Annotated in this window: 18 protein-coding genes, 1 tRNA gene and 1 pseudogene; 15 read left to right on the top strand and 5 right to left on the bottom strand. The window is 34.9% G+C overall.

Annotated elements, in window-relative coordinates:
• Window positions 1-11: 11 nt before the first annotated feature.
• The 13 genes and pseudogenes from ABJ974_RS11330 to ABJ974_RS11270 all read left to right on the top strand — a co-directional run bounded on the left by ABJ974_RS11330 (window position 12) and on the right by ABJ974_RS11270 (window position 11,823).
• Entirely contained in the window at window positions 12-3,863 is a 3,852-nt protein-coding gene (locus ABJ974_RS11330) for a DUF6443 domain-containing protein (protein ID WP_419868358.1), read from the top strand.
• Between the two features lie 7 nt (window positions 3,864-3,870).
• A complete protein-coding gene (locus ABJ974_RS11325) occupies window positions 3,871-4,410 on the top strand; it encodes a hypothetical protein (protein ID WP_419868357.1) in 540 nt (179 codons plus the stop codon).
• A 131-nt stretch (window positions 4,411-4,541) separates the two neighbouring features.
• The gene (locus ABJ974_RS11320; protein WP_419868356.1) at window positions 4,542-5,486 is read left to right on the top strand and encodes a hypothetical protein; all 945 of its coding nucleotides are present in this window, start codon (window positions 4,542-4,544) and stop codon (window positions 5,484-5,486) included.
• Complete coding sequence (locus tag ABJ974_RS11315) at window positions 5,477-6,178, top strand: barstar family protein (protein ID WP_419868355.1); 702 nt, start codon at window positions 5,477-5,479, stop codon at window positions 6,176-6,178. Before ABJ974_RS11320 ends, ABJ974_RS11315 begins: the two co-directional genes overlap by 10 nt.
• A gap of 271 nt (window positions 6,179-6,449) precedes the next feature.
• Window positions 6,450-7,322, top strand: coding sequence for an RHS repeat-associated core domain-containing protein (locus tag ABJ974_RS11310; protein WP_419868354.1), 873 nt, complete (start codon window positions 6,450-6,452; stop codon window positions 7,320-7,322).
• Complete coding sequence (locus ABJ974_RS11305; RefSeq protein ID WP_419868353.1) at window positions 7,312-7,956, top strand: hypothetical protein; 645 nt, start codon at window positions 7,312-7,314, stop codon at window positions 7,954-7,956. The genes ABJ974_RS11310 and ABJ974_RS11305 overlap by 11 nt, the downstream gene beginning before the upstream one ends.
• A gap of 32 nt (window positions 7,957-7,988) precedes the next feature.
• Window positions 7,989-8,390 (top strand): hypothetical protein, encoded by a 402-nt coding sequence (locus ABJ974_RS11300; protein ID WP_419868352.1) that lies wholly within the window; start codon window positions 7,989-7,991, stop codon window positions 8,388-8,390.
• Window positions 8,391-8,474: 84 nt separating this feature from the next.
• A complete protein-coding gene (locus ABJ974_RS11295) occupies window positions 8,475-9,068 on the top strand; it encodes a hypothetical protein (RefSeq protein ID WP_419868351.1) in 594 nt (197 codons plus the stop codon).
• A 2-nt stretch (window positions 9,069-9,070) separates the two neighbouring features.
• Window positions 9,071-9,598: a hypothetical protein gene (locus tag ABJ974_RS11290; RefSeq protein WP_419868350.1), complete on the top strand. Its 528-nt coding sequence runs from the start codon at window positions 9,071-9,073 to the stop codon at window positions 9,596-9,598.
• Window positions 9,599-9,668: 70 nt separating this feature from the next.
• Window positions 9,669-9,869: a hypothetical protein gene (locus tag ABJ974_RS11285; RefSeq protein ID WP_419868349.1), complete on the top strand. Its 201-nt coding sequence runs from the start codon at window positions 9,669-9,671 to the stop codon at window positions 9,867-9,869.
• A gap of 136 nt (window positions 9,870-10,005) precedes the next feature.
• On the top strand, window positions 10,006-10,479 hold the full coding sequence (locus ABJ974_RS11280) for a hypothetical protein (protein ID WP_419868348.1): 474 nt from the start codon (window positions 10,006-10,008) through the stop codon (window positions 10,477-10,479).
• Window positions 10,475-10,651, top strand: a pseudogene (locus ABJ974_RS11275) (RHS repeat-associated core domain-containing protein); the annotation flags it as partial. The gene ABJ974_RS11280 and the pseudogene ABJ974_RS11275, both read left to right, overlap by 5 nt.
• 884 nt (window positions 10,652-11,535) lie before the next feature.
• Window positions 11,536-11,823 carry a hypothetical protein gene (locus ABJ974_RS11270; RefSeq protein WP_419868347.1) on the top strand — a complete coding sequence of 96 codons (288 nt, stop codon included), beginning with the start codon at window positions 11,536-11,538 and terminating at the stop codon, window positions 11,821-11,823.
• 169 nt (window positions 11,824-11,992) lie between these two features.
• On the opposite strand, the gene ABJ974_RS11265 is transcribed toward ABJ974_RS11270, so the two are convergent.
• From ABJ974_RS11265 to ABJ974_RS11255, 3 genes are all read right to left on the bottom strand, one after another.
• Window positions 11,993-12,072 (bottom strand) — tRNA-Leu (locus ABJ974_RS11265).
• Window positions 12,073-12,194: 122 nt separating this feature from the next.
• A complete protein-coding gene (locus tag ABJ974_RS11260; protein ID WP_419868346.1) occupies window positions 12,195-12,653 on the bottom strand; it encodes a GyrI-like domain-containing protein in 459 nt (152 codons plus the stop codon).
• Between the two features lie 115 nt (window positions 12,654-12,768).
• The gene (locus ABJ974_RS11255; RefSeq protein ID WP_419868345.1) at window positions 12,769-13,536 is read right to left on the bottom strand and encodes an MBL fold metallo-hydrolase; all 768 of its coding nucleotides are present in this window, start codon (window positions 13,534-13,536) and stop codon (window positions 12,769-12,771) included.
• A 44-nt stretch (window positions 13,537-13,580) separates the two neighbouring features.
• On the opposite strand from ABJ974_RS11255, the gene ABJ974_RS11250 reads away from it, so the two are divergent.
• Window positions 13,581-15,017: a TonB-dependent receptor gene (locus ABJ974_RS11250; protein ID WP_419868344.1), complete on the top strand. Its 1,437-nt coding sequence runs from the start codon at window positions 13,581-13,583 to the stop codon at window positions 15,015-15,017.
• A 12-nt stretch (window positions 15,018-15,029) separates the two neighbouring features.
• The gene (locus ABJ974_RS11245; protein ID WP_419868343.1) at window positions 15,030-15,479 is read left to right on the top strand and encodes a GAF domain-containing protein; all 450 of its coding nucleotides are present in this window, start codon (window positions 15,030-15,032) and stop codon (window positions 15,477-15,479) included.
• Between the two features lie 13 nt (window positions 15,480-15,492).
• On the opposite strand, the gene ABJ974_RS11240 is transcribed toward ABJ974_RS11245, so the two are convergent.
• Window positions 15,493-16,248: an ABC transporter substrate-binding protein gene (locus ABJ974_RS11240; protein ID WP_419868342.1), complete on the bottom strand. Its 756-nt coding sequence runs from the start codon at window positions 16,246-16,248 to the stop codon at window positions 15,493-15,495.
• 19 nt (window positions 16,249-16,267) lie between these two features.
• The gene (gene mgtE, locus ABJ974_RS11235) at window positions 16,268-17,593 is read right to left on the bottom strand and encodes a magnesium transporter (protein ID WP_419868341.1); all 1,326 of its coding nucleotides are present in this window, start codon (window positions 17,591-17,593) and stop codon (window positions 16,268-16,270) included.
• Between the last annotated feature and the right edge of the window lie 135 nt (window positions 17,594-17,728).

Below are 17,728 nucleotides of genomic sequence, written 5' to 3'. Positions count from 1 at the left end.
AACCTACAAACATGAAAAAACTTTTAAAAATATTCGGGCTGTTATTGATAACAGAAATGTCCTATGCTCAAACTATCTTAAATACAACAGTTACAGAAGCTAATAAAGTAGTAACGGATCCTGTAAGTGTCAACTTTTTATCAGGTTTTAATGCAAATGCAGCAAATATAAACAGTTTTAGTGCCTATATAACTTCTGGTAGCGGAAGTGGCAGTACGGGGCTGAGTGCAGGTGAAAATTATATTTATACCAAAAATTGCCTTAACGAAGACTGTAGTAAAAACTCAGAAAGTGTTCAGTATTCCGATGGTTTGGGAAGATCCAAACAGACCATTGCCATAAAAGCTTCACCATCAGGAAAGGATATTGTAATTCCTATAGAATATGATGCCTTTGGAAGGCAGTTGAAATCTTACCTTCCGATTCCTCAGACAGGAACTCAAAACGGAGCATTATATGCCAATCCGAAATCAAATGCTTCCCAAACTTATGGTTCAGATTTGTATTATTATTCTGAATCCGTTGTGGAAAACTCACCGGTAGGTAAACCGCTTTTCCAGACTAAACCGGGTATGGACTATCAGGGACACTCCATAGGTTATAATTACGAAGTTAATACTTCAGGGGAAGTGAAAAAATATACAGTGGCTACTTCATGGGTCAATGGAGCTACAGAAAATGCAATTTCCTTATCCGGGAATTATAATGCAGGAGAATTGATAAAAACTTCAGTAACGGATGAAGATGGCAATAAAACCACCGAGTTTAAAAATGGGAAGGGACAGACTATCCTTGCCAGAAAAAAGGTAAGCAGTACGGAAAATGCAGATACTTACTATGTATATAACAAATACGGTCAGCTGGTATATGTTCTTCCTCCACTTGTTGTATCCGCTACCTTAAATCAGACCACGCTTGACAATCTTGCTTATCAATATAAATATGACAGTAAAAGCCGATTGGTTGAGAAAAAGCTTCCGGGAAAAGGATGGGAGTACATGGTATATGATAAACAAAATAGATTGACATTAACTCAAGATGCAAACTTGCGTTCTTTAGGACAATGGATGTTTATCAAGTATGATAAATTTTCAAGGCCAGTTTATACAGGTATATTAGATAGTTATGCAACAAGAATAGCTCAGGCGAATGTTATGGAATCTGTGGGGGCTAATAATGAATCGAGATCGGGCAGTGCGGTATTTACAGTAAGTGGGGTTACATTGTATTATACTAAGAATGCCTATCCTACAGCGAATATGAGTAAGATTCTAAGTGTAAACTATTATGATACTTATCCGCCGCTTCCTTCAGGAGTAAGTATTCCAGTACAAGTTTTGGGACAATCAACCATAACCGATAATCTGGGAAGCTCTATCAATACCAAAAACCTTCCGACAGCTTCCTATGTAAAAAATGTTGAAGATGACAACTGGACTAAAAATTATATCTGGTATGATGCAAAAGGAAGAACAGTGGGAAGCCACACTATCAATCATCTCGGAGGATATACCAAAACAGAATCCTTACTGGATTTTGCAGGAGTAACCCAACAGTCTAAAGTTTATCATAAAAGGTCTGAAACGGATGCGGAAAGAATCATTACCCAAACCTTTGAATATGATACCCAAAACCGTTTAAAAAAACACTGGCACCAGGTAGATAGCCAGGCACAGGAGCTTCTTTCGGAGAATACCTATAATGAATTGTCCCAGCTTGTCAATAAAAAAGTAGGAGCCTCTGCCATTCCGGCAACAGGAGGAATCTCCACACCTTTACAAAGCATGGATTATACGTACAATATCAGGGGGGGCTTAACGAAGATAAATAATCCTTCCAGCCTGAATGGTAAATTATTCGGGTATGAGGTGAAATATAACAATCCTGTTTATACCAATATTGCCCCTGGGAAGTATAATGGAAATATTTCTGAGGTCGATTGGAATATATCTACCGAAGGGACCCTGAAAAGATATACCTATTCCTATGACAGCCAGAACAGATTAAAAGATGCGATCTATACAGAGCCTAATTCTACGGTTCCTTTCAATAATAATTATAATGAGAACCTGACGTATGATCTTAATGGAAATATCAAAACCTTAAAAAGAAATGCTTTCCCTGTTGCAGGAACCACTTCTACATTGGTAGATGATCTGGTATATCAGTACACAGGAAACCGCTTGGATAAGATCATTGAAAACTCATTGAATGATACAGGATATGAAGGTGGAAGTAATACCATTGATTATGATCTGAACGGGAATATGCTCAATATGAAAGATAAAGGGATTAATTCGATAGATTACAACTATCTGAATCTTCCTGATGCAACAGCTATGACCGAAACTACGGTCGGAGGAATTGCTGTAAACTATATGATCAATAACCTGTATCGTGCAGATGGAGCTAAGCTTCGTAAGACGGTATATAAGACGGGAGGAAAGGGAGTTAGCCCTACTACTACCTATATGGATTATCTGGATGGTTTCCAGTATACTTATGAGCAGGGTGAGCTTACCATTTGTGCAGACTGCATCAGCCTAGCCAATACTGCATTGGAAAGAGAAGCATACAGTGAGGCAAGCAGACCTGTAATTCCAACATGGACCCTGGATTTTGTACCTACCTCAGAAGGCTTTTACAGCTTTAGGGAAAATCGCTATATTTACCAGTATAAAGACCATTTGGGAAATACAAGGGTAAGCTTTGCTAAAAACAGCGCAGGTGTTCTTGAGGTTATTGATGCGAATAATTATTATCCTTTTGGGTTAAACCATATCGGAGGAACTAACAACGGTCTTTTAGGAAGCTATTATAATTATAAGTACAATGGTAAGGAGATCCAGGAGAGCGGGATGTATGATTATGGAGCGAGATTCTATATGCCTGATATTGGAAGATGGGGCGTAATAGACCCATTGGCTGAAACCTCCAGAAGGTTTAATCCTTATAATTATGCATATAATAATCCGGTCAGTTTTATAGACCCTGATGGCAGAAAAGCGTATGCCCCAGATACTACTTCCTGGAATGTAAGTTTGGGAAGTGCAATAGGCTATCACCTAGCAGGAGGACGAAGTACAGGTTATTCTGTGGAAGAGTGGACAGGAAATTTTTCTATGAAGATGGGAAGTATGACTGCTGGTGGGAATGTAATTGAGGATCCTAAAACAGATGACCCTCCTTCTTCCTTCTGGAAAAGTGTAGGTAAATTCTTTAGCAAGTTATTTGGAGGTGGTAAAAAAGCAAAAAAACGTGGGAATTTAGAAGTAGGGATGGTAGAACAGGTTCCTCTTGATTATGATGCAGATGGAAGCCGTTTATTTGGATTGATCCAGGGAGCTTATTATAACCCAATGGCAGAATATCGGGCAAATCGGGATAATATTTTTTACAATGAGGGGGAATCTACGCTAGACCGATCTTTTAGGTTGATGAATAGCTCGCATATGGAAATTATGATGGACTTCGGTGGAGGTGGATATAATATGTTTGGGGGGTATGGAAGAGTGGCTAGAGTAGCAACTACAGCGGAAGAAATTTCTTTAACCGCAAAAATATCAGCAGAAGCAGAAGCAAATGGTATTAAAAGTGCTCAAAGAGGAATTAATCCGGATATTGTTGCAGGTTACTTTGAACAAATGTCAAATGGAAGTTATAAGCCAACAGGAGGGGCAGGATATATATATGAAGGAAATGTTATATTAACAGAAGGTAATCATAGAATGAATGCAGCCATTCAATATGGAATAAAAACAGGCGACTTTACACATGTTGAACAACTTATTAATAAAGGAAACTTTATAAGAAGAAACCCACGTTTAGATAATTATAGAATTTACAAACTACCTGTAAAATAAAGAAAAGATGAATAAACAGATAAGTATTTTTAATAAAAATATAGATCTAGAAATTGGAAATATGTATATAATTTTCAACAACCATCATCTATTACAAGATGATAAACTGGATCAGTCAAAAGATATCTTTTATATTAATTTGCCTCATCAAAATTCTATTAAAATATCAAAATATGTAGAAAGTAAGAAGTTATCAATTGATACTTATGAGAAATTAATCAAAAAATATAATTTGAAATTTATTGAGCCTCGAGAAGTTCAAGATATATTTAATCAATTAATTTATATAGTAATTAGTGAGATTGAAAATTATGATATTTTAATAATAGGAACAATGGGATTGAGCTTTGAAAGTATAAAATTAATTCTTCAAGAATTAATAAATATAGCTGAGAGGTATAAGAAAATCATTATTCTTGTGCAAGATACATCAAAAGACATTGATGTTTTTGAGAAAATAGATGAATTAAAAATTAAAAATTTTGAAAGTTGGTATGTAAATAATTCTGGGGATAATTCATTTATATTTAAAAGAAAAGATAAATAGGCGGACTGTATTCTTATCAGAAACCTCCAAAGGTTTACTCCTTACAATTATGCCTATAACAATCCTGTTAGCTTTATAGATCCTGATGGAATAATAATCCGGTCAGTTTTATAGACCCTGATGGCAGAAAAGTGTATGCCCCGGATAGATGGACATGGAATACTCCTACCAACGGAGCTTTAGGATATATGATGGGAGGTGGCTCTGCAACCTTTGGATCATTTGATGAGTTCTTGGGTCAGAGAAATCCTTTTGCTGGTTTAGGAAGGAATACCACAGGTGGAGGTGGAGCAGGTATCAGTTCTGCTATGATAAATAATATGATAAATATAGGTGGAAACTGGACTAATACAGGTTTTGGTTTTGAAAACTTAGATCATATAAGCTTAGGGTATGATGGAAGTTATACCAGTCTTAATACAGCGCTGGATGATTATATTAATATCCCGGAGGTTGTATTAAGTGGTAGCAGTTTCTTCTGGGGAATGCAGGCTCAAAATGGCTTTAATTCTTATATGGGAGGATGGAACTCTCGTAGTGATTTTGCTTGGAGTCAGGCTACATGTGGATATTGTAATGACAAAGGAGGATTACAAAACGTAAATATATTGGCAATTCCCTTTATGTTAGTAGAAGCTGGAATTACAGAAGGATTAATGCAAGGTGGGATGGAAGGAAATAATGCTCATTCTACAGCACAAATAGCTACATTTTTATATGCAATGAAGGTTCCACAAGGAATTAGTGGTGAAATGGGAATTATTGGGAAGAAAGGAGGAATACGAATTGATCCTAATAATTTAAAAGCAGAAGTCACTCAAGATATGACTCAAATTTTAGCAGGCAGAGGCACTCCTATAATAAGAAATGGAGTTCAGGCTGTAACTGAAATTAGATCTGGAATAAATCCTAAGTGGGTAAATGCTTTAGAATGGAAGATAAGAGATTATCCTGGAACAATGATAGATGGTACTAGAATTATTCAACATCCTTCAGGAAAATGGGGATTAGTTATTAATCATGATTATACAAAAATTATACAAATACCAACAAGTTCTGCAATAAAATGGAAATAGATTTTTTATTAGAAGAAAAAAAGATTTTATCGACTCAGTATATCAAATTAGTGTATAAAAAAGATTTCGATAAGATAACAATAAAAAAGGATCATGTAAAATATACGGATTTATCATGTAAAGAAATTTTTGATAAAGATATAATTATAAGGGTATCTTTTAAGAATTTTAAAAATGATTATGTTTTTAACCTTTCAAATATTTTAATTAAAGCTAAAGAAATAGTATTAATAGGTATTCTTAATGATCCTTTAGGTATATATAATCAGGGTTATATAGATAACTTCAAATTACTAACAGATAAAAAAGAAAGAATCAAATGGTATGAATTAAATGATAAACAAAAATATTATTATTTAAGGGGTTGTGGTTTATTAAGTGGAGTCAGAGAAACTATAGATAATAGGGAATCTATTATAACAATTGATCTGTCAAAAGTAAAAACGGATTTAGATGTGTACTATGAAATTGGAAAAGCTTTTTTTACTTCTTATGGGTATTTTGGAACAGAATTTCATTCATTTAGAGATTGTTTATATAATATTAATGAATTGTTAAGAAAACAAGAATTCATACCTACTTTAAAAATAAAAGGTGCTAAGAGTTTTGAAAAGAATTTTTCTGATAATATTCTTTACAGTGATTTTTATGAAGAGTTTAAAAAAAGTGGTTTCGCAATTGTAAATAATTAAACTTATAACAAGTAGGAATTGTAATAGGAGTGTTAATAATTAACACTCCTATTAAGGTTTTGCTAAAACCAGCGCAGGTGTTCTTGAGGTTACTGATGCGAATAATTATTATCCTTTTGGGTTAAACCATATCGGAGGAACTAACAACGGTCTTTTAGGAAGCTATTATAATTATAAGTACAATGGCAAAGAAATCCAGGAGAGCGGGATGTATGATTATGGAGCGAGATTCTATATGCCTGATATTGGAAGATAGGAAGTAATCGATCCATTGGCTGAAACCTCCAGAAGGTTTAATCCTTATAATTATGCATATAATAATCCGGTCAGTTTTATAGACCCTGATGGCAGAAAAGCGTATGCACCGGATAGATGGACATGGAATACTCCTACCAACGGAGCTTTAGGATATATGATGGGAGGCGGCTCTGCAACCTTTGGATCATTTGATGAATTCTTGGGTCAGAGAAATCCTTTTGCTGGTTTGGGTGGGAATACCCCAGGCGGAGGTGGAGCAGGTATCAGTTCTGCTATGATAAATAATATGATAAATATAGGTGGAAACTGGACTAATACAGGTTTTGGTTTTGAAAACTTAGATCATATAAGTTTAGGGTATGATGGAAGTTATCTAAGTCTTAATACGGCGCTAGATGATTATATTAATATCCCGGAGATTGTATTAAATGGTAGTAGCTCGTCTTGGGGAATGCAAGCTCAAAATAACTTTAACTCCTATATGAAGAAATGGAATGGAGAAACAGGTGTGTATGGTGCTATCGGAAGTTTTACTTCTTATACAGCCAATTTAGTAAATAGCTTTATAGGAACAACAAATGAAACATTTTATAGTTTTTCAGGTGGAACCAATGAATATATATTAGGAGGATATGGGCGATCAAGTACTTTTAAAGGGTTAGATGGGTTCCTTCAATTTGGAATTGATATACAAGGACTACACCCAAGTGAAGAAGATAGTACTATGGTACATGCTACTGTATTTGATCCATATCCGCATGATAGTGCCAAAACTATCCTTCAAAAAAATATAATAAATGAACAACAAAAATTTAATAAATCAATCGATTCACTTAACGAGGCTACATATAAAAAAGGGTGGCATTATAAAACATATGGCTGGTAAAATGAAAGTTAGTAAAAGTACAATTCTTATTTTTTTCTTAATATTTTTTCTCAATTGTAAAAAAGAAGAAAGTGTTAATATTTTAAAATTAACAGAATTAGAAAATTATAATACAAAAAAAACGAAAATTAATGATTCGATAACAAAAATTAATGGAGAGAATCAAGTTTATACATTAGAAGGTAATATAAATACCAACGATAACTCCAAGCAAGATTGGTGGAAAATTAAAAACAAGGTAAATGGAGAAAAATATGAAATAGAATATATCTTTCTAGATAAACAAATTGAAAATCAAATTAAAATATATCATGGAAATGGGAAACTCTACAAAGAAGTAAGCAAATTTTATGCAGTAACTTCGAAGAAAGACGGATTAAAATTTGACTTTCATTTTCCCTATTCAAAATTTGAAACGTATAACGTTAATTTCGATTATACAATTTCGGATACAATTAAAAGAAAAATAACAAAGGAAGGGAAGCTAAATTGTATAAAAATAGACGATTATTATTCTTGCTTTATTCCCATTATCCAAAATGAAAGTGTAGCTGGTATAGTCACTAATTTCTCTAATTTTAAAGAAAAAGATAGCGTTACACTTGCGGCAGATAGAATGTTTGTGAAATTTTAGATATCTTTTTATATTATGAGATACATTTTTTTATGTTTTTTTCATGTAAAAAAGATGAATATAAAGTTAACATTTCAGACATTCCTAACGAAAATAATTTTGAGATAACTAATAAAAAAGAGAATGATTCGATTTACCAGATAAATGGTAAAAATGATCAATATACTTTGAAAGGTTTTAAGGATATAAAGAACAATAGAAGAGTGGGCTGGTGGAAAGTAGGGAGATTTCCTTACTTATTATTAATAAAAAGTTTATCTCCATTACAATATTTTAAATTACTATTTATAGGAAAAATTAATTTATCCAAATCAAATACAAAAAAAGATTCAGAATTAAAAATAAACAAAATATTGAATTTTTTTATTTTCGGAATTTTGCTTGTTTTTGTTATAACAATGGTTCTGAAAATACTATTAAGAAACGGAGAGTAAATAAATTGGAATTATACACCATTTGGACAGACACAGGCGTATACGGATTTAATGAATGCTTTTTATGCTGGATGAACAGGAGGATTGACCAACGATAACGGTACTCTGAAGTGGTGGACAGATTTAGGATTTGAGAATGAAGGGTTGGTTGGGACTTTAAACATGTTGAAGTTGAGATCTTATACAGACAATGTAAATTGGTATGATACGGGGAGTAAAGTAAACTGGTTTGTATCATCAGCTGGTACTGCAGTGAATGTTTTTGCAAAAAGATTTTACATCGGTACTGCTAGACCTGATGCTCCTGTTAAATTTTTGGGACAAAATTATTACGGTAATGGTAGAACTTTTATTAAGGAAGGACCAGTTGCGGGGGCAATAGGTAAATTTTCTTTTGGTGTTGGTGTAGCTATGGATGCAATAGGTGTTTATAATTACTATAATAATCCTACATCCAATAACGTAGTGCATCCTGCAAAAGGAGGATTAAATACGACTATGGGAGCTTATGGCTTGACTGGTGCAGGTACTATTCCTTCTTTATTATATTTTGGAGTAGACGCTTTTTACCCTGGAGGATGGGAAGGTTATGGAAATGCTTATAAAAGTATACAATCTGAAAATGCTGCTATTATTCCTGGATTTATAACTGCGCCTTATGGTTCACAAAAATTTTAGTTATGTCAATAAAAAAAATGTATTATTATTTTTTCTATAAAATTTATATGTCTATAAAATATTTCTCGGCTCCATTTGGGGACTTTTTGAGTAGTTTTAAAGCAGGCTTAGTTATGATAGTTTTACAACTTTGGACTCTTTTTTCTATAATGAACTATTACTCTGTATTATCTGGAAATACGGTAGAACTGTCTTTTTCAAAGCCTATAGTATATATTCCATTTGTTTTTGTTGTAGTTTTCAATTATTACACTTTAGATTACTTAGATATATGGAAAAATTACAATTATGAGTTTGAACAATTACCAAAGAAGAAAAATATTATTGGAAGCTGGGTTGCTTGTTTAATTGTTATAGCATTGACTATTAATTTTATTTTTTCATTTTATTGTCTAGATCAGAAGGCAAAAAAGGAACAGACAGGTCCTTATTCCCCAGAAGTTGTGGCTAAAGAAAGAAGAGAAGATTCTTTACAAAAAGCTCAACAGATAGAAAAACTTAAAAAAATATATGGAGAGGATAAAAAGTAGATGGTATTTTAGTGTAAAATAGAGTTGTAAGTAATGCTATTTCTTCTGGGAAGGCAAATCCTTTTAGGTGATGGGAGGTGGTCCTTCTTATATGAACCAGTTTGCGGGACAGTTTGCTGGTGATGGCGGAGGCGGAGGTTCTGCCAAAGCTCTTATTGATCGGACATTTAGTTTAGGAGGTGATTGGTATAATACAGGATATGGTTTTACGAGTTCTAACAATATAGGTTTAGGATATGATGGAAGCTATACCAGTCTAATACAGCACTAGATGATTAACATTCCAGAGATTGTATTAAGTGGTAGTAGTTCATTTTGGGACAGCAGATATAAGACCAGTTTAATAGTTTTATGAATATCAAACAGATGATACATTGTTTGAAGCTCCATAACTAAAAGTTAATTAAATGAGACTAGTATTTAAAAAAGTTAATAAAGCATCTCTGATGCTTATCATAGGAATTTGTGTATTGTTTTTACCATTTCTCTTCACAAGTGGAACCATAATAATAGAAAAAAAGCAATATATGTGGTTAATGTATTTTGGATTTTTAATATTATTCACTATTTTTTTCTTGTGGTATAAAATATATTATGAGATAATTTTTTCAAGAATAAATAATAATATTTTGTATTATACACAATTGTTTTTTATTAAAAAATCAATCAGAATAGAGGATATAAAAGGGTTCAAGATAGGAAATGAAGGTTGTGAATTTTTTGTCTTGTATGATAAAAATGATAAAAAACTATTTGTTGTCAGAACAGATTTTTATTCAAATTATGAGGATTTTATTGATACATTGAATATAAAAAACTTAGGGGTTTATCATACTGTATTCCAAAGAATAATTGCAAAAATTTTCAGAAAAGAATTATAAGTACAATGGCAAGGAGATCCAGGAGAGCGGGATGTATGATTATGGAGCGAGATTCTATATGCCTGATATTGGAAGATGGGGCGTAATAGACCCATTGGCTGAAACCTCCAGAAGGTTTAATCCTTATAATTATGCATATAATAATCCGGTCAGTTTTATAGACCCTGATGGCAGAAAAGCGTATGCCCCAGATACTACTTCCTGGAATGTAAGTTTGGGAAGTGCAATAGGCTATCACCTAGCAGGAGGACGAAGTACAGGTTATTCTGTGGAAGAGTGGACAGGAAATTTTTCTATGAAGATGGGAAGTATGACTGCTGGTGGGAATGTAATTGAGGATCCTAAAACAGATGACCCTCCTTCTTCCTTCTGGAAAAGTGTAGGTAAATTCTTTAGCAAGTTATTTGGAGGTGGTAAAAAAGCAAAAAAACGTGGGAATTTAGAAGTAGGGATGGTAGAACAGGTTCCTCTTGATTATGATGCAGATGGAAGCCGTTTATTTGGATTGATCCAGGGAGCTTATTATAACCCAATGGCAGAATATCGGGCAAATCGGGATAATATTTTTTACAATGAGGGGGAATCTACGCTAGACCGATCTTTTAGGTTGATGAATAGCTCGCATATGGAAATTATGATGGACTTCGGTGGAGGTGGATATAATATGTTTGGTGGTTATGGCAGATTGACTAGAACGGTAGCTGCAGCAGAAGAAACAGGTAGCTTAACAAAATATTATCTTCTTCAGGTGAGTTTGATCCTACTGTTACCTTATTTCGTGGGACAACAGGTTCGGAGAATGGCAGTTCTTTATTATTTTTAACAGATGACGCTGAGGTGGCTTCAACCTATATTAAAAATGGGAGACAATTGATGCAATATGAAATTAGTAATTCAGGATTATATATATTGGAACATTCTGGGCAATTAAAAATGGGAAAAGGAATTCATCAAGGATCCAATTTAATATCTAATGAATATCAATTTTTAGGAAAAGATATTGTTCATGCTGTTAATAAATTGGCAAAGCCGTATAATCCATAAATTTTAAATAAAATGTGTAATAAAAAATTTTGTTGCGAAAAATTAGAAGCTTTCTACAGAACAGATAATGGAATCAGTCTCAATTTTAGAATTGTAAAATATATTGGAAGTTTTAGAGAAAAGATGCTTTTATTGAATCCTAAGATAAATGATAAAGGTTTTATTATAACTTCAGGATATGATAAAAGTGTAAATGATTTAGAAACAACTAGGATGGTTATAAATTATTGTCCGTTTTGTAATCAAAAACTGAGTGACTTTTATAAATCAGATGATTATGTACAGGAAACTATTGGATAAATGATGATTAACAATAAATTTTGTTGCGAAAGATTGGAAGCTTTCTATATCACCTTATCATACATTTGATGAGGTTTTTATTTAATTGAAAAAAATCGGGGAAATGTCGGCAATATTAGAAATAAAAAAGACTTAATAAGTTGATAAACAATATTAAGTCTTTAAAATGTACCCAGGACCGGGATCGAACCGGTACTCCTAAGAACTGGTGTTTGAGACCAGCGCGTCTACCAATTCCGCCACCTGGGCCTTTAAATTGGTGTGCAAATATAGCACTTTTTTTAATGTTTAAAAACTTTTTAGAAAATATTTTAAATTTTATTTTCCCCTTTTTTAAGCGTCTTAAGAGTTCATAAGATACACCTGTTATACTATTTTATACCAATAAAAATATCTATCTCAGCATCCTTTGGATTGTGGGCTTTTTCCCCAAATACTTCAAAGTCTACGGTATAGGATCTGTCCAGATCCATGTTCCAGATCTTAAACCATTCATTAGCAATCAGGTTTTCTGACAGATTTCCCCGTGTAGTAAACTTTGTATAGGATCCGCTTTCAAAAGATTTGCCCACCATCCCTTCCGGAATTGTTTCCAGATTTTCCACTTTACAGCCTAAAACAGTGGTATACTGCTGGGTGTGGTCACCTTCATATTCGGTGTACAGGCAATAAACAGTATTGTCAATTTTATTAGGGATTCGAGACAGGATATCATCACCTAAAAACCTGTTCCATAAATTTCCGATGTCTTTTACTCCCTGGCCATTTGTATTAGAGGTTCGGACCTCAATCCCGATCACCATAAAAGGAGATACATTCATTTTTTCCATTTGTTTCTATTTTGAATTTATGGTAAAAATAAAGCAGGCTGCTGCCAACTGTATGTCAGGAGGGTCTGTGCTTTCTATATTCTAAGCATAATGAGTTTATCTTGGCAGGAAAGGACTAAAACTCAAGTTCCAGCCCGTCATATGCCATATGAATACCGTCCGGAAGCTGTTGTTCCTCTACATCATACAATCCGAAGTGATGACTGATGTGGGTCAGGAATAATTTTTTCGGTTGGAGTTCTTTGTGCAGTTTAATTATATCGGGCAATATAAAATGAGCAGGATGGGGATCAAGCTTACGAATGCAGTTAAGAATTAAAACGTCCAGGTTATGGAGTTTCTTTTTCTCAGTTTCGGAGATAAAACTGGCATCAGTAATATAGGCAAGTTTTTTAAACTTATATCCCAAAATAGGTATTTTATAATGGATGACTTCAATAGGGGTTATCTCGGTATCTAATATTTGAAAAGGCTCATTAGAAATTTCATGAAGATCGAAAGCCGGAGCTCCCGGATATTTGGTGTCGGCAAAGGCATAAGGAAATCTGTTTTTAATCTCTTCACCCACTCTGTGATAGCAGTAAAGGGGCATGTTTTTTCCACTTTTAAAAATGAGGGGACGCATATCATCCAGCCCGATAATGTGGTCATTATGTTCATGGGTAATCAGAGCGATATCTACATGCTGTTCATGGTTGGAAAGCATTTGCTGCCTGAAATCTGGGCCGCAGTCAATAAGTATTTTTCTGCTTTCTTCTGTCGTGATCATGGCAGAAGAACGTAGTCGGCTGTCTTTTGGATTGGTGGAAGTACAGACTTCACAAGTACATCCGATAACAGGGACACCCTGAGAAGTACCGGTTCCTAAAAATTTCAACTTCATTGTTTGAGGTTGGTATTAATTTTGGTAAATTTACAAAAAAATTAATGTCGCTAATGTATCAGAAACTAACTCCTAAACAAAAAGCTTTAACAATCAATCTAGATCCTACTATTTATGGTACTTTCGCAGAAATTGGAGCAGGGCAGGAGACTGTTCGACATTTTTTTAGAGCAGGAGGTGCATCCGGAACAATTGCTAAGGCCATGTCGGCATATGACAAAGATTTTAGTGATGCTATTTACGGAAAAGAGGTTAAAAACCGATATGTTACTCAAAACCGACTTCGAAAAATGCTTCGTTATGAAGTATCTCTGATAGAAGAACGTATTTCCAGGGAAAATAATCCGAACCGAAAGTTTTTTTCTTATGCGAATACGGTTACCACCATTAATTTTGATAAGACCCAGAAAGGTCACGGTTGGGTAGGAATCCGTTTTCAGTGTGCAGAAAATGAAGATTATAACGAGATTGTTATCCATGTTAAATTTAAAGAAAATGATGCCACTTTACAGCAGGAAACTTTGGGAAACCTGGGTGTTAATCTGATTTTCGGGGCATTTACTTACTATGATAATCCACGCAGACTGATAGAATCCCTATATGATGATGTAGCTACCGATAACCTCGAAATAGATATGATCGATTTCAGCGGACCGGCTTTTTCATATGTGGATAATCGTTTAATGTCTTTACAGCTGGTGAAAAACGGAATGACTGATGCCGTAATATTTAATTCCCAGGGGAATAATATGCTTCCGGCTGATATTCTTTACAAGAAAAATATTTTTGCCGTAAGAGGAAGTTTCCGTCCCGTAACCAAAGTGAATATAGATATGCTCAAAAACGGTATAGATATGTTCCTTAAAGATGCTGCATGTACCCAGGAACAAACTGAAATCTTAATAGAGATCACCATTTCCAATTTAAGAGCGGATGGAGATATTGACGAAAGGGATTTTCTCGATAGAGTCGATATCTTAGGAAAGCTGGGGTATACCGTTATCATTTCAAATTTCTCCGAATATTACAGACTGATTGATTATTTTGCTTCCTATACCAACGGAAATATCGGTGTGGCAATGGGAGTAAACAACCTGTTGATGGTATTTGACGAAAAATATTATAAAAACTTATCAGGAGGAATTCTTGAAGCTTTCGGGAAATTCTTCCGTAACGGAATGAGGGTATATCTTTATCCTTATAAAGACCCTGAAAGTCATATCTTACTGGATTCATCCAATCTTAAAGTAGAAGAGAACCTGAAGGAGCTTTATAAATACTTTAAGCTTAATGACCGTATTGTAGATATTACAAGCTATAACCCTGAATTCCTGGAAATATATTCCCGTGAGATATTAAGAAAAATTACTTCCAACGAAAGCGGCTGGGAGAGCCAGGTACCGGAAGGAGTGGCAGAGATGATCAAAGAGCGTGGGATGTTCGGATATAAAGAAGAATTATCCTTTAAACAATTCTCTTAAAAATAATACAGTATGTCAGAATTAAAGAAAAGACTTTCCTCTATTCTTGAAAGTCCTAAACATAATACAGAAGAAAAATTACAAAAAGTTTGTCACCTGCTGGACCAGGAAATTTCTTATTTCAACTGGACGGGTTTTTATTTTAAAAACGGGGACAAGGATGAGCTTAAATTAGGTCCTTACGTAGGAGCTCCTACCGATCATACCATTATTCCTTATGGAAAAGGGATTTGTGGTCAGGTAGCGGTTTCCAATGAAACATTCGTCGTTCCCGACGTACATCAGGAAAGTAATTATTTAAGCTGTTCAATTGACACTAAAGCGGAAATTGTAGTTCCGATCTTTAAAGACGGAAAGAATATAGGACAGATCGATATTGATTCCCATAAGATCGACCCCTTCACGGCTCAGGATCGTGAACTGCTGGAATGGCTTTGTAACGAAGTATCTAAGATTGTATAACATATAAGCGGATTCAGTTCCGCTTTTTTAATGGATCACACTCAGTATTCACCTTATTGATGAGCTGCCCGAAATAGTCTTCACACTTGGCGAGATGGGTCCCGTACCATGAAAAAGCTTCTCCGTCTACAATCATGATCAGTTTGTCGGGATAGCTTGCTCTTAATTCTTCCATATGTTTTTCTTTAAAAGGGAAAGGTTCGGAAGAAAGCATAATAATATCGGCTTCTGCAAGATCATCAACGGTTATTTCAGGATAACGGGTTTTATCTTTAAAAGCATTCTCAAATCCTAATTCACTTAAGATATGATGGATAAAAGTATCGGAACCTATAGTCATATAGGGATTATTCCAGATGAGATAAGCTGCTTTTAAGCTTTGGGAAACTTTAAACCGGTTTAATGTTTCATATATTTTAAGGTTATAAGCCTGTGCCTTTTCTTCCAGATGAAAAATATTGCCTAAATTTTTAAGGAGATAATAGTTGTCTTCAATGGTTTCAACGTGGGTGACAATAACTTTATGATCAACCATAAGACTCTCTACCTGTTCCTTTACGTTTTCTTCTTTATTGGCCAGGATAAGATCCGGTTGCAGACCTTTGATCTTTTCAATATTGAGGGTTTTGGTTCCTCCGATCACTTCAATGTTCTTGACTTTATCGGTTGGATGAATACAGAATTTGGTTCTTCCGATGATTTCTTTTTCTGTTAAACCCAAATCAAATAAAGCTTCCGTAATGGAAGGAACGAGAGATATAACTTTCATGTCAGGACTTTGCCTAAAATTACAAAAGTTTTCCGGTTAAGAAAAGTCCGGCTACGGTAAAGTAGATAATTAAACCCGTAACGTCCACTAAAGTGGCCACAAACGGAGCCGATGAAGTAGCAGGGTCTAAGCTTAGCTTTTTAAGAATAAAAGGAATCATAGAACCGGAAAGAGTTCCCCACAATACAATGGCTACCAGAGAAACAGAAACGCTCAATGCAACATATACCCAGTGTTCTCCATAGTTGAACAGTCCTATTTCCTGCCAAAGCATAATTCTTATAAAACCTATAACTCCAAGAATGGTTCCCAGACAGAGTCCGGAGATGATCTCCTTTTTCATGACATACCACCAGTCTTTCAATGTGATTTCCTGGAGGGCCATGGCACGGATGATAAGGGTGGCGGCCTGTGAACCGGAATTACCACCACTGGAGATAATTAAAGGTACGAACAGGGCCAGCACTACCGCTTTTTCAATCTCTTTATCATAATAGCCCATCGCAGAAGCGGTAAGCATCTCGGAGATAAAAAGGATGATAAGCCATGTCGCTCTTTTTTTGATCATTTCGGGCCAGGAAGTCTGAATATAAGGTAAGTCAAGCGCTTCCAAACCCCCGAACTTCTGAATATCTTCTGTGTTCTGTTGCTCGATCTGGTCGAGGATATCATCTATCGTTACGATTCCTACCAATACACCGCTTTCCGTGATAATGGGAAGTGCACTTCGGTCATACTTTTCAAAATAGGTAACCGCATCTTCTTTAGAAGTAGTAGTGGGAATTGCCACGAAATGATTATCTGTAATATCGGAAACCAGAGTGTCCTCTTCGGCTAGCAGTAAGGTTCCGATCGCTAAGTCATCAATAAGACGGTTTCTTTCATCCACCACATACAGGTGGTTCATGGTTTCCACTTTTCTTCCTACCTTTTTAATCTGCTGAAGACATCTTTTTACCGTCCATTCCTTTCGGATCTGAATATAATAAGGAGTCATCAGACGCGCAATGGAATCAGCATTGTACCCTAAAAGTTTAAGGGCGATCCTTCTTTCCTGCGGGTTAAGGTGGTTGATGGAATATTTGATCAGCTCATCCGGAAAATCTTCGAATAAAGCGGTTCTGTCATCCGGAGTCATGGCGTTCAGGATTTCAGAAACTTCATCGCTTCCGATGCTACGGATGGTTTCTTCCTGGAAGTCAGGGTCCAGGTGGGAAAAAACGTCAGCTTTGTATTCCTTCGGAACTTTCAGAAAAGCCAAAAGCCTTTCATCAGCAGGAAGTCCGCTGAGGGTTTCGGCAATATCGGCTGCGTTAAAAATAAGTTCGTCTTTAGAGGAATTCAAAACAGAAATAATTTTTTAGATATGCAAAAATAATTCAAATTTTTAAGATGAGACAAAAATAAGACAAAATTAAAGATTAATTAAAATTTTGAATATTGAAACTCTCTGTTTTCCAGGCTAATAAAGGAATTATAA

Source organism: Chryseobacterium sp. CT-SW4, assembly GCF_048572715.1.
Lineage (GTDB): Bacteria > Bacteroidota > Bacteroidia > Flavobacteriales > Weeksellaceae > Chryseobacterium.
The sequence above is the reverse complement of the archived record's forward strand: the minus strand, read 5'-3'. Positions and strand labels throughout refer to the sequence as shown.

Bases quoted from the DNA above. Each gene is read 5' to 3' on its own strand.
- ABJ974_RS11330 (WP_419868358.1), top strand. From the start codon at position 12: ATGAAAAAACTTTTAAAAATATTCGGGCTGTTATTGATAACAGAAATG.
- ABJ974_RS11325 (WP_419868357.1), top strand. From the start codon at position 3,871: ATGAATAAACAGATAAGTATTTTTAATAAAAATATAGATCTAGAAATT.
- ABJ974_RS11315 (WP_419868355.1), top strand. From the start codon at position 5,477: ATGGAAATAGATTTTTTATTAGAAGAAAAAAAGATTTTATCGACTCAG.
- ABJ974_RS11305 (WP_419868353.1), top strand. From the start codon at position 7,312: ATGGCTGGTAAAATGAAAGTTAGTAAAAGTACAATTCTTATTTTTTTC.
- ABJ974_RS11300 (WP_419868352.1), top strand. From the start codon at position 7,989: ATGTTTTTTTCATGTAAAAAAGATGAATATAAAGTTAACATTTCAGAC.
- ABJ974_RS11290 (WP_419868350.1), top strand. From the start codon at position 9,071: ATGTCAATAAAAAAAATGTATTATTATTTTTTCTATAAAATTTATATG.
- ABJ974_RS11285 (WP_419868349.1), top strand. From the start codon at position 9,669: ATGGGAGGTGGTCCTTCTTATATGAACCAGTTTGCGGGACAGTTTGCT.
- ABJ974_RS11280 (WP_419868348.1), top strand. From the start codon at position 10,006: ATGAGACTAGTATTTAAAAAAGTTAATAAAGCATCTCTGATGCTTATC.
- ABJ974_RS11270 (WP_419868347.1), top strand. From the start codon at position 11,536: ATGTGTAATAAAAAATTTTGTTGCGAAAAATTAGAAGCTTTCTACAGA.
- ABJ974_RS11260 (WP_419868346.1), bottom strand. From the start codon at position 12,653: ATGGAAAAAATGAATGTATCTCCTTTTATGGTGATCGGGATTGAGGTC.
- ABJ974_RS11255 (WP_419868345.1), bottom strand. From the start codon at position 13,536: ATGAAGTTGAAATTTTTAGGAACCGGTACTTCTCAGGGTGTCCCTGTT.
- ABJ974_RS11250 (WP_419868344.1), top strand. From the start codon at position 13,581: ATGTCGCTAATGTATCAGAAACTAACTCCTAAACAAAAAGCTTTAACA.
- ABJ974_RS11245 (WP_419868343.1), top strand. From the start codon at position 15,030: ATGTCAGAATTAAAGAAAAGACTTTCCTCTATTCTTGAAAGTCCTAAA.
- ABJ974_RS11240 (WP_419868342.1), bottom strand. From the start codon at position 16,248: ATGAAAGTTATATCTCTCGTTCCTTCCATTACGGAAGCTTTATTTGAT.